Below are 11,727 nucleotides of genomic sequence, written 5' to 3' on the forward strand. Positions count from 1 at the left end.
TACTTCAACACAGAAAGGGTAAGCGATGCAGGATCAATTGATTAGAGCTACAGCGATGGACGGAAAGGTCAGGGCGTTTGCTGTTCGTACCACTGGGATTGTGGAAGAATTAGGCAAGCGGCATGCGATGTCGCCCACAGCCATGGCCGCTTTAGGTCGGACGGTGTCAGCAGGCCTGATTATGGGAGCCATGCTTAAAGGTGATGAGCAGCTGACCATTATTGTGAAAGGCGGAGGGCCAATTGGTCAAGTTGTGGTAGATGCAAATGCCAATGGTGATGTTCGAGGTTATGTGGACAATCCTCAAGTGGATTTGCCGTTGAATCAGGTGGGCAAGTTGGACGTTTCCGGCGCTGTCGGTACGGAAGGTTTTTTGAATATCATTAAGGATTTGGGACTTAAGGAGCCTTACCGGGGAAGTATTCCATTAATATCAGGAGAGTTGGCCGAAGATTTTACTTACTATTTTGCCAAGTCTGAACAAACGCCATCCGCAGTAGCTCTTGGTGTGCTGGTAGATGTTGACTACTCGGTTATAGCTGCTGGTGGTTTTGTTATTCAACTGCTGCCAGGCTTGAGTGATGATGATATTTCCTTGATCGAGCTACAGCTTTCTCGCATTGAACCAATCACAACCTTATTAAGCCAGGGAATGGATCTTGAGGATATTTTGCATCGAATTCTTCCAGAGGTGCAGGTGCTTGGAGTAATGGATGTCAGGTTCCGCTGCAAATGCTCCAGAGAGAGGGTCGAGCAGACCTTGATTTCACTGGGACGTGAAGAGCTTGAATTGATGCTTCAGGAGGATGGGCAAGCGGAAGTTTCATGTCATTATTGTAATGAAGCCTATCTGTTTAATCGGGAAAATCTTGAAGGTCTTATCCAGGAGCTATAACCAGAAGTTTGAGCAAACGTCAGTTTTAGAGGTTGTTGTTCAAAAAGTCCCCTTTTGATCAGGAAGATGTACACGTTGCTTACTCGTGATTGCATCCTGCATTCAGGCTCGAAAACTTTGACTGCTCGGAGCAGAAAAGTCGACTTTTTGAACACGTACTTTATAGAAGAAATAGCTCAATCTACGGAGAGTGACCATACGAGGGGACTAGGAATGCGAAACATGAAGATATTGTGGGGAGTCAATGCACTGTTGCTGCTTGTCGTTGTCATCCTTTCCTCCGTAATATTTGCCGAATTGTTTAAGAAGCCTCCAACTACAATGAAGCCTGACCCGTCGGATCCCCGTGGGCGCGTGATCGCCAAACTGGGTGACAAAACGATTACAAGTGAGGATTTGAATCAGCAGTTATTGCAAAAACACGGTCGGGAATTGTTAGATCAAATGGTGGACCATGAAGTCGTTCGTATGGAAGGAAACGCGGAGGGCGTGACCGTCACCGAAGACGAGATAACAAAAGAATTAAAACGTATGCAGCAAGGGTATGATAGTGAAACGCAGTTTTATGAATCTATGCAAGAGCAGTTAGGTTTTACACCAGAATCACTAAGAACCGATTTGTTTAATAAATTGTTGCTGGAGAAGTTAGCAACCAAATCGATCACCATCACAGATGAGCAGGTTGATTCTTATATCAAGGCACACCCTGATGAATTTATTTCGCCCGTTCAGCTACGGCTTCAACAGATTGTTGTCGGCAGCAAGGAGCAAACGGATAAGGTAGCGGCAGATCTGAACAAAGGTATGGATTTTGCACAAGTGGCCAAGAACCGTTCGCTTGATGATTCAACACGCAACAAAGGTGGCGATCTGGGCTGGCTGGATGAGAATGATCCGTTTATGGCCCCCTCCATTATGAGCGCTGCCAAGAAGCTTAAAGTGGGTGAAGTCAGCAAACCGGTTCTTTTCAACGATAACTTTTATATCCTCAAGCTGAAGGAACTGAAGGAAGATTCCAAAGCCAAAAAGGATGAACTCAAGGAAATAGTAAGGAAAGAGATGGCACTACGAGAAGCACCACCTTTAAAAGATGTAATGCTCAAGCTTCGCGAGAGATGGAAGGTTAGCATTACATTTTAATCCAATTGGATATTGACAACCTCAGCACAGGTTGATAAGATAAGAACAGAATACCAACCAAAAAACTCGGATATTATTTATAACGATTCTAGGAGGAACTCGGCATGGCGAAATTAGTTCAAAGTATTACGGATTTAATTGGTGGCACTCCCTTGGTTAAATTAAATCGTGTTGTACCTGAAGGTAGTGCAGAGATCTATGTAAAGCTGGAATATCAAAATCCGGGAGCTAGTGTTAAGGACCGTATCGCGATTAGCATGATTGAGGTTGCTGAGAAAGAAGGCAAAATCAAACCTGGTGATACGATTATCGAGCCTACAAGTGGCAATACCGGAATTGGATTAGCTATGGTTGCTGCAGCAAAAGGATATAAGGCTATTCTTGTTATGCCAGAAACAATGAGCTTGGAGCGCCGTAATTTGCTTCGCGCTTATGGGGCACAGCTGGTGCTGACACCTGGGGCTGAGGGAATGAAGGGTGCAATTAAACGTGCGGAAGATCTTCAAGCCGAGAACCCGTCTTATTTTATTCCTCAACAATTTAACAACCCTGCCAATGTTAAGGTTCACACGGAAACGACAGGTCCTGAAATCGTGGAAGCTATTAATTCCCATGATGGCAAACTTGACGCTTTCATCTCAGGTATCGGTACAGGCGGAACGATTACAGGTGCAGGTGGCGTATTAAAAGAAAACTTCCCTAATATCAAGATTTATGCGGTTGAGCCAAGTGCGTCTCCTATTTTGTCTGGAGGTAAACCAGGTCCGCACAAAATTCAAGGAATCGGAGCCGGTTTTGTTCCGCAAATTTTAAATACGAATATTTATGACGAAGTCATTCAGGTTGATAACGAGGAAGCTTTTGAAACCTCTCGTCGTGTTGCCAAAGAGGAAGGTATTCTTGGTGGCATTTCTTCCGGAGCAGCTATCTTTGCAGCATTAAAAGTTGCCAAAGAACTCGGTCCTGGTAAGCGCGTAGTTGCCATTCTTCCGAGTAATGGTGAAAGATACTTAAGTACACCTTTGTATCAGTTCGAAGAGTAGTAGCATTGATAGAGCCCTTCAGTTCCTTGAGGGGCTTTTTTTCGTTGGGAATATACAGTATACTAAATCCTAACTTATATGACTACGTAGATAAAGGGGGGAAGCAGGTGTTTGTAACAACCTATAAGCAATGGAACGAATGGGCTGAGCATTACACGATGCTTCCTTATGTACAATCGTTTCCTTTGGAGAATGACCGTATACTTTCATGGGAGTATGCTTGGAAGGAAGCAAATCCGGGTTCTTTTGTATTGGAGAGCGGAAAAGGCGGACGCTACACGTTTCTTGGTCTTCAGCCAATTTCGGAAATTCGGGGGAAACACGATCACGCGATCATTAAGGATACAGATGGATCTGTCGTTGAACTCCATGGGTCTCCACTGGAGCTGGTTCATCGATGGATGAAGCCATTCCTCTCCCCTGTCGTCGACGAGGCACCGAAGTTTCTGGGTGGTTGTGTTGGTTTTTGGGGATATGATGTGGTCCGTTCACTTGAGAAGCTTCCTGAGACGTCTGTGGACGATTTGGACATTCCCGACTATGCTTTTGTCCGATTTGATCAGGTATGGATCATCGACCACGAGAAACGGGAGCTGTATTGCTCATCTTCTCATAAGTGGATCCCATCTGCGAGCAGCCCTGACGAACTAGAGCAGCTTTACAGCCAGGCGGCATCAGATACGTATCGGATGAAAGAAATATGGGACCGGATAGCTGCAATCAATAGTGAGGACGATACACTGCGCACTAGAGACATGATGCTGAAGCAAATGGACAATGATCAGCTTCGTATTGATGTTGAGTCTATTGAAGGCATTAAGGCAGATTTCCCACGGGAAGCTTATATCCATGCCGTCAATGCAATCAAGGATTACATTAGTGCGGGGGATGTGTTTCAAGTTAATTTGTCCGTCCGTCAACATAAGCAGCTCACTCAAAGTCCTGAGGAGATTTATGAATGGCTGCGAGTAATCAATCCGTCACCTTATATGGCTATGATGCGATTTGACGATTTTCAGCTCGTATCGGGCTCGCCAGAGCTTCTGGTGCAGTTGGAAAGTGGTGTGGTCAGAGCACGTCCGATTGCAGGCACAAGACCTCGCGGCAAAAACGCTGAGGAGGATCGTAAGCTGGCAGACGAGTTGATTCATCATGAAAAAGAGCGGGCCGAGCATATTATGCTGGTTGACCTGGAACGCAACGATCTGGGTCGCATTTCGACTTATGGAACAGTGAAGGTCAAGGATTTTATGGTCATTGAATATTACTCTCATGTGATGCACATTGTATCTCAGGTTGAGGGGCAATTAGCGGAAGGCAACGGGGCCTTTGAGGTTATTGCTGCCAAATTTCCCGGGGGAACGATTACGGGTGCTCCCAAAATTCGCACCATGCAAATTATTGAAGAATTGGAGCCTGTCCGCCGCGGTCCTTACACGGGCTCGATCGGATGGATTGACTATAATGGAAATATGGAATTCAACATTGTGATCCGTACCCTGGTTGTTGTGGATGGTATAGGCTATGTACAAGCAGGTGCAGGCATTGTCATTGATTCGATCCCAGAGAAAGAATATATGGAATCGATCAACAAAGCGAAGGCGTTATGGAAAGCAATACAATATAGTGAAGTAAACGTTCAAAATCCGGTGTGAAGGTGAGGGGAATACGATGATTCTAGTAATTGATAACTACGATTCGTTTACGTATAATTTGGTGCAATATTTGGGTGAGCTTGGCGAGCAGGTCGAGGTGCGCCGTAATGATGAGATTGATCTGGATGGTATCGAGGCGTTGAAGCCGGATCATATTTTAATTTCTCCAGGCCCTTGTACGCCGAACGAAGCAGGTATTAGTCTGGCCTTAATCGAGCGGTTTAAAGGTGAAATTCCAATTTTGGGCGTATGCCTGGGGCACCAGTCGATTGGACAAGTATTCGGAGGCGATGTTATTCGTGCCGAGCGGTTGATGCATGGCAAAACCTCTCCGATTCTTCATGACGGTAAAACCTTGTTTAAAGGTTTACCTTCGCCCTTTACGGCTACCCGTTATCATTCCTTAATCGTAAAAAGAGAAACATTGCCGGATTGTCTGGAAATTAGCGCGGAAACAGCCGAAGGTGAAATTATGGGATTGCGGCATAAGGAGTATCCTATCGAGGGTGTGCAGTTTCATCCTGAATCCATTATCACAGATCACGGATTGCAAATACTGAAAAACTTTTTGCAGGAAACAGGAGTCAAGCAAGCGTGAAGATCTATATCAACGGTCGTGTGACGAACGAACAAGAGGCCATGGTATCGGTTTACGACCATGGTTTTTTATACGGTATCGGATTGTTTGAAACGTTCCGCACGTATGAGGGCCAGCCCTTTTTGTTGGAAAAGCACAAAACACGCCTGTATGCAGGCTGTGAACAACTAGGGATTGCTTATCAAACCGAAGCAGGGCAATGGGAGCAAGTCGTTCATAGTCTGCTGGAAGCTAATGGGCTGAAGGATGCTTATATAAGATTCACAGTAACAGCGGGACAGGAAGCATTGGGTTTACCCATGGGCTCTTACGCAGAACCTTCTGTAATTGTCTACATCAAGCCGCTTCCTCCACACAATGAACAGCAGGACCATTACGGGAAATCGCTGCAGCTCCTGCAGCTGCCAAGAAACACGCCCGAAGGTCCTGTACGTCTCAAGTCCTTGCATTTTATGAACAACATCTTGGCCAAGCGTGAGCTTCAGCAGTATCCTTGGGCTGACGGGGCTGAAGGTCTTCTTGTGGATGGACAAGGGCGCATAGCGGAAGGGATTGTCAGCAACGTATTTTTTGCGAAGCACGGACGTTTGTACACGCCATCCTTGGCAACCGGAATATTACCGGGAATTACGCGTGCTTTTGTAATCAGTCTGGCTGAAGCGGCTGGGGTATCCGTAGAGGAAGGTTTGTATGATTGGAACACAATGCGTGAAGCGGACGAAGTATTCATTACGAATTCTATCCAGGAGATCGTACCGATTACGAAGCTGTTTGATCCTACAGGACAGCAAACAATGGTGAGTAACGGAATGATTGGCGACATGACTGGGCGTCTGCTGCAGATATATAGACAGCGCACAATAGCGGTAATATAAAGGATGAATAAGATGGAACTATCACATAAACGAGGTATTGAGGTCGATTGCCGTGGAGTCACACTGGATTTGCGCAATCGAACGGCGATTATGGGGATTTTAAATGTGACCCCGGATTCGTTCAGCGATGGAGGTTTGTACGTTGGCGTGCAAGCAGCGGTAGAGCAGGCAAAACGGATGGTTGATGCAGGCGCCGATATGATTGATATTGGTGGAGAATCAACCCGTCCGGGTTCAGCTATAGTAACCCTTGAGCAAGAGCTGCAGCGAGTTATTCCTGTTGTAGAGGCGCTGATAGAAGCCGGCATCACGGTTCCTTTATCCGTAGACACGTACAAAGCAGAGGTTGCCCGGGAAGCTCTCGCAGCGGGTGCGCATGTTTTGAATGATATTTGGGGCTTGAAAAGAGAACCGGAAATGGCTCAATTAGCGGCACAATACGGATGCCCTATTGTGATTATGCATAATCGGAATGAAGCTGTGTATGATGATTACATTCCTGATGTTATTGAAGACTTGCTGCAGAGTATTCGCTTGGCGCATGCTTCTGGTATTCGGGACTCACAGATCATACTCGATCCAGGCATCGGCTTTGCCAAAACATACGAGCAGAATTTACAGCTGATGAATGAGCTGCATCGAATTGTCGCTATTGGTTATCCTGTTTTACTAGGGACTTCAAGAAAAAGCATGATTACTCGAACGCTGGGGCTTCCTCCGAATGATGTACAAGAAGGAACCGCGGCCACAGCCTGCATGGGGATTCATCAGGGCTGCTCGATCATTAGAGTCCATGATGTATTGGAAATGAAACGTGTCGCATTGATGATGGATACGATGCTAAATCATAAGGGAGGAACAAGCATTGGATAAAATCATCATGACGGGTTTGCAATTTTATGGCTATCACGGTGTGTTTCCAGAAGAGAACAAGCTCGGTCAACGCTATCAGGTGGATGTCGAGCTGATGCTGCCGCTTGATAAGCCCGGTCGAAGTGACCGTGTTGAGGATACTGTGAATTATGCTGAAGCTTATGAGATCATTCGCAATATCGTGGAAGGACAGGTATTTAAGCTCATTGAAGCGCTGGCAGAGGAAATTGCGGCTGTACTGCTGCGAACGTACGCGAGTATCTTTGAAGTGACTGTACGAGTACTGAAGCCGCATCCGCCAGTGAAAATGTTTTTTGATGGTGTCAAGGTTGAAATTCACAGAAAGCGGGTATAACTTTATGGGCTCTCAGCTGCCATGTTGTGCATACCTTGCACTTGGCTCCAATATGGGTGATCGGGAACGGTATCTGGAGGATGCCATTCAATGCCTCGATAATCACGAACATATTTACGTCTCCGGACGTTCACACATATATGAAACCGAGCCTGTTGGTTATGTGGATCAGGATGCTTTTTTGAATATGGTAATTGAGGTAGAAACTCGACTATCGGCACAGGAGCTATTTGCTGTTATGCTAAGTATAGAAAATAAGCTCGGTCGTATAAGAGAGATTCGTTTCGGACCACGAACGATCGATTTGGATTTATTGCTGTATGATGATCTTTCACAGGAAGATCCACAGCTCATTTTGCCGCACCCGCGAATGACAGAGCGGGCGTTTGTATTGGTACCCCTGGTCGAGGTTATGCAGCAGAGACACTCCAGGCAAGCGGATGAGTGGGCTGGGCGGTTGGATCAGGTGGATGGGAAGGAGGGTGTCAGAGTATGGAATCCTATGCAATAGCACAACGCATTCGCGCTTTTCGTAAGCTGAAGGGCTTTACACAGACGGAACTGGCTGATCAATTGGATGTATCGATTGCTGTTCTGGGAGCTATTGAAAGAGGAACACGAAGCCCAGACGCACAGATTATTAGTAAAATATCCGAAGTACTCGGGATTGACCCGGAAGAGCTTTTTCCAACTGCAAAATAAGCAAGAATTGAAAGGAGGTACTATAATGTTGAAAATAGGAAATGTCGTCGCACCCAACCAAGTCGTATTAGCACCTATGGCAGGGGTCTGCAATCCGGCTTTTCGGCTGATCGCCAAGGAATTCGGCTGCGGGTTGGTATGTGCCGAAATGGTAAGTGACAAAGCCATTATTCATGGTAATCATCGTACGATGGATATGCTGTTTGTAGATGATCGTGAAAAGCCACTCAGTCTGCAAATTTTTGGTGGAGATACAGAAACGCTGGTGGAAGCGGCAAAGCACGTGGATCGTCATACGAATGCCGATATTATTGACATCAACATGGGCTGTCCCGTTCCCAAGATAACGAAGTGTGAGGCTGGAGCCCGTTGGCTGCTCGATCCATCGAGAATTGAAGAGATGATCACAACCGTCGTGAAGGCCGTAAGTAAGCCGGTTACAGTGAAGATGCGGATCGGTTGGGACGATGAGCATATATATGCGGTGCAAAATGCCAAAGCTGTCGAAAATGGCGGTGGTTCTGCTGTATCTGTACATGGTCGGACACGTGTACAAATGTATACGGGACACGCCAATTGGGATATCATCCGAGAAGTTAAGCAGGCGGTGTCGATTCCTGTCATCGGGAATGGCGATGTGACAACACCTGAGGATGCCAAGCGAATGCTGGATGAAACTGGTGTCGATGGTGTTATGATCGGGCGGGCTGCGCTCGGTAATCCGTGGATGCTGTACCGGACCATTCAATACTTGACCAAGGGAGAGCTGCCTCCAGAGCCAACAGGTCAGGAAAAAATTCGCATTGCGATTTTGCATATGGATCGATTGGTAGCACTCAAAGGTGAGCATGTTGCCGTTAAGGAAATGCGTAAGCATCTGGCCTGGTATCTGAAAGGTTTACCGGGTGGAGCACGGGTGAAGGACATCGTTATGGAGACTACCAAGCGAGATATCATGGCTGGCGTGCTGGAGGAATTTGTTGCTTCATTGGACAATACCGATTCCCAGGATGGAATGCCGATTATGCGACAATTGGTCTAAAAGTTGTAGGTTTGGCTTAGATTGACATTTGTATAGGCTTGCAATATAATCAGTCAATAGTCATCCTCATGAGATATTAGTCATTAAGATTAAGATGGTCAACATATGATTAACAGTGAATTCATACTCCATGAATACGCTCATAATACGGGAATTTTTCACATGAAAGGGGATCGTTACCGTGGCCGAGAAAGAAGTCATCCTCACGCAGGAAGGTTTAAAAAAGCTAGAAGACGAACTGGAGCACTTGAAATCGGTCAAACGCCGTGAAGTGGCGGAACGGATCAAAGTGGCAATTGGATACGGCGATATCAGTGAGAACTCTGAGTATGAGGATGCCAAGAATGAGCAGGCTTTTATTGAAGGCAGAGTCATTACTTTAGAAAAAATGCTGCGTAACGCACGTATTATTAATAACGCTGATGTGAACACAGATACGGTCAGTGTCGGAGCCATTGTAACGCTGAAGGATTTGGAATTTGGTGAAACCGTTGAGTATAATATTGTGGGTACAGCAGAGGCTGATCCATTCAACAATAAAATTTCCAATGAAAGTCCTGTAGGTAAGGCTATTCTCGGCAAACCCAAAGGAACTAAAGTGGATATTAATGTTCCCGCAGGAACGATTCAGTACGAAATCATTGATATTAAGAAGTAAGATGTGGAAAGCAAGTTGAAATCGATACGGTTTTTATACAAGTAAAAAGCTTCCTCTGGAAGCTTTTTTAATGTAAGAAGAATGATGGATAAGGGGCTGGGAGCACGATGTCAGAAGAACAAGAGTTTAATGAATTACTGCAAATACGGCGTAACAAGCTGGATGAACTGCGGGGCCTGGGTGTTGACCCGTTTGGTCAAAAGTATGATGTTACCCATCACGCAGGCGAATTACTGCAAGCCTATGACAATTTAACTCATGAAGAATTGGATGCACAACCCATAGAGGTTAGTCTAGCAGGACGTATTATGCAAAAGCGCGGCATGGGTAAAGCAGGTTTTGCCCATATTCAGGATATTTCCGGTAAAATTCAATTGTATGTACGTCAAGATGCACTGGACGCTGTACAGTACCAGGCCTTTAATTTACTCGATATCGGAGATATCATCGGCGTACAAGGGACTGTATTTAAAACCAAAACAGGTGAGCTCTCCGTCAAAGTGAACAATGTCGTCGTGCTTTCCAAATCGTTATTGCCGCTTCCGGACAAGTTCCATGGCTTAAAGGATGTGGAACTTCGTTACCGTCAGCGTTATGTGGATTTGATTATGAATCAGGAAGTTCAGGCTACCTTTATTCAGCGTTCGAAAATAATTCAGTCTATGCGCAGATATTTGGATTCCCACGGATATTTGGAAGTGGAAACGCCGACCTTGCACTCGATAGCAGGTGGCGCGGCTGCGCGCCCTTTTAATACGCATCATAATGCGTTGGACATGCAGCTTCATTTGCGTATCGCCATTGAGCTTCATCTGAAACGTTTGATTGTTGGCGGTATGGAAAAGGTGTACGAGATTGGACGTGTATACCGTAATGAAGGGACTTCGACTCGCCATAATCCAGAATTTACGATGATTGAGCTCTATGAAGCGTATGCCGATTATTTGGACATCATGAAGCTGACTGAGACTTTGATTGCACATATTGCTCAGGAAGTGCTGGGTTCAACCAAGATCCAGTATCAAGGACAGGAAATTGATCTGACTCCGGAATGGAGACGCGTTTCCATGGTTGATGCCATTAAAGAGGTTGTTGGCGTTGACTTTAGCAAGCATATGACTGATGAGGAAGCACACCAATTGGCTAAGGAGCATAAGGTTCATGCTGAACCGACAATGACATTTGGTCATATTGTGAATCAATTCTTTGAAGCATTTGTAGAAGAAACTTTGATTCAGCCTACTTTTGTGTATGGCCATCCTGTCGCGATTTCTCCTTTAGCCAAAAAGAATGCTCAGGACCCGCGGTTTACTGATCGATTTGAGCTGTTTATTGTGGCACGTGAGCATGCGAATGCATTCACTGAGTTGAATGACCCTATAGATCAACGTGAACGTTTTGAATCGCAATTGATTGAGCGTGAGCAAGGCAATGATGAGGCACATGAGATGGATGAAGACTTCCTACGCGCGCTGGAGTATGGAATGCCACCTACAGGCGGACTTGGTATCGGAATTGATCGACTTGTCATGCTGCTCACAGATTCCCCATCGATTAGGGATGTCTTATTATTTCCTTCGATGCGCGAACGCCAAGGCGAATAAGTTTCTTTGATATAAAATGATTACGACGCATCTCCTTTTGGGAGGTGCGTTTTTACATTTTTTTTGATTAGTTGGGCATACTGAGATAGCTGAAAAATAGTTGTTGCAATTTTCTTGTCGATTTGTTATATTACTTTTTGTCGCTTCGAGGGCAAGCTTTTCTGGTCATGGTGAGAAACATATAATGATAAAAAAAGTACTTGCAATGAAGCTGGCGAATGTGCTATATTGATCAGGTCGCTTTTGACGGAATGTCGAAAATGATCGAAAAGAATTGTCCTTTGAAA

At 45.5% G+C, this 11,727-nt stretch carries 13 protein-coding genes; all 13 read left to right on the forward strand.

Annotated features, from left to right (window positions below; translation table 11 throughout):
- The first annotated feature begins 25 nt into the window (after positions 1-25).
- Positions 26-895, forward strand: coding sequence for an Hsp33 family molecular chaperone HslO (gene hslO / locus OB236_RS22510; RefSeq protein ID WP_262685985.1), 870 nt, complete (start codon positions 26-28; stop codon positions 893-895).
- 222 nt (positions 896-1,117) lie between these two features.
- Positions 1,118-2,035, forward strand: coding sequence for a peptidylprolyl isomerase (locus OB236_RS22515; protein WP_256711596.1), 918 nt, complete (start codon positions 1,118-1,120; stop codon positions 2,033-2,035).
- Positions 2,036-2,139: 104 nt separating this feature from the next.
- Positions 2,140-3,078 (forward strand): cysteine synthase A, encoded by a 939-nt coding sequence (gene cysK / locus OB236_RS22520; RefSeq protein ID WP_076237346.1) that lies wholly within the window; start codon positions 2,140-2,142, stop codon positions 3,076-3,078.
- A 107-nt stretch (positions 3,079-3,185) separates the two neighbouring features.
- Positions 3,186-4,733 (forward strand): anthranilate synthase component I family protein, encoded by a 1,548-nt coding sequence (locus tag OB236_RS22525; protein WP_262685986.1) that lies wholly within the window; start codon positions 3,186-3,188, stop codon positions 4,731-4,733.
- Positions 4,734-4,749: 16 nt separating this feature from the next.
- Entirely contained in the window at positions 4,750-5,331 is a 582-nt protein-coding gene (gene pabA / locus OB236_RS22530) for an aminodeoxychorismate/anthranilate synthase component II (RefSeq protein ID WP_262685987.1), read from the forward strand.
- Entirely contained in the window at positions 5,328-6,206 is an 879-nt protein-coding gene (gene pabC / locus OB236_RS22535) for an aminodeoxychorismate lyase (RefSeq protein ID WP_262685988.1), read from the forward strand. The genes pabA and pabC overlap by 4 nt, the downstream gene beginning before the upstream one ends.
- Before the next feature lie 12 nt (positions 6,207-6,218).
- Positions 6,219-7,079 (forward strand): dihydropteroate synthase, encoded by an 861-nt coding sequence (gene folP / locus OB236_RS22540; protein ID WP_262685989.1) that lies wholly within the window; start codon positions 6,219-6,221, stop codon positions 7,077-7,079.
- Positions 7,072-7,434, forward strand: coding sequence for a dihydroneopterin aldolase (gene folB, locus OB236_RS22545; protein ID WP_262685990.1), 363 nt, complete (start codon positions 7,072-7,074; stop codon positions 7,432-7,434). The genes folP and folB overlap by 8 nt, the downstream gene beginning before the upstream one ends.
- A 4-nt stretch (positions 7,435-7,438) precedes the next feature.
- Positions 7,439-7,945 (forward strand): 2-amino-4-hydroxy-6-hydroxymethyldihydropteridine diphosphokinase, encoded by a 507-nt coding sequence (gene folK / locus OB236_RS22550; protein WP_408638508.1) that lies wholly within the window; start codon positions 7,439-7,441, stop codon positions 7,943-7,945.
- Positions 7,927-8,136, forward strand: coding sequence for a helix-turn-helix domain-containing protein (locus OB236_RS22555; RefSeq protein WP_076237366.1), 210 nt, complete (start codon positions 7,927-7,929; stop codon positions 8,134-8,136). Before folK ends, OB236_RS22555 begins: the two co-directional genes overlap by 19 nt.
- 25 nt (positions 8,137-8,161) lie before the next feature.
- Complete coding sequence (dusB, locus tag OB236_RS22560) at positions 8,162-9,178, forward strand: tRNA dihydrouridine synthase DusB (protein WP_076237369.1); 1,017 nt, start codon at positions 8,162-8,164, stop codon at positions 9,176-9,178.
- Positions 9,179-9,359: 181 nt separating this feature from the next.
- The gene (gene greA, locus OB236_RS22565; RefSeq protein WP_076237372.1) at positions 9,360-9,836 is read left to right on the forward strand and encodes a transcription elongation factor GreA; all 477 of its coding nucleotides are present in this window, start codon (positions 9,360-9,362) and stop codon (positions 9,834-9,836) included.
- A 107-nt stretch (positions 9,837-9,943) separates the two neighbouring features.
- A complete protein-coding gene (gene lysS / locus OB236_RS22570) occupies positions 9,944-11,440 on the forward strand; it encodes a lysine--tRNA ligase (protein WP_262685991.1) in 1,497 nt (498 codons plus the stop codon).
- The last annotated feature ends 287 nt before the right edge of the window (positions 11,441-11,727 follow it).

Source organism: Paenibacillus baimaensis, assembly GCF_025567575.1.

What these genes read in the sequence shown, in the direction of transcription:
- hslO (WP_262685985.1), top strand. Translation starts at nt 26, where the DNA reads ATGCAGGATCAATTGATTAGAGCTACAGCGATGGACGGAAAGGTCAGG.
- OB236_RS22515 (WP_256711596.1), top strand. Translation starts at nt 1,118, where the DNA reads ATGAAGATATTGTGGGGAGTCAATGCACTGTTGCTGCTTGTCGTTGTC.
- cysK (WP_076237346.1), top strand. Translation starts at nt 2,140, where the DNA reads ATGGCGAAATTAGTTCAAAGTATTACGGATTTAATTGGTGGCACTCCC.
- pabA (WP_262685987.1), top strand. Translation starts at nt 4,750, where the DNA reads ATGATTCTAGTAATTGATAACTACGATTCGTTTACGTATAATTTGGTG.
- folP (WP_262685989.1), top strand. Translation starts at nt 6,219, where the DNA reads ATGGAACTATCACATAAACGAGGTATTGAGGTCGATTGCCGTGGAGTC.
- folK (WP_408638508.1), top strand. Translation starts at nt 7,439, where the DNA reads ATGGGCTCTCAGCTGCCATGTTGTGCATACCTTGCACTTGGCTCCAAT.
- OB236_RS22555 (WP_076237366.1), top strand. Translation starts at nt 7,927, where the DNA reads ATGGAATCCTATGCAATAGCACAACGCATTCGCGCTTTTCGTAAGCTG.
- dusB (WP_076237369.1), top strand. Translation starts at nt 8,162, where the DNA reads ATGTTGAAAATAGGAAATGTCGTCGCACCCAACCAAGTCGTATTAGCA.
- lysS (WP_262685991.1), top strand. Translation starts at nt 9,944, where the DNA reads ATGTCAGAAGAACAAGAGTTTAATGAATTACTGCAAATACGGCGTAAC.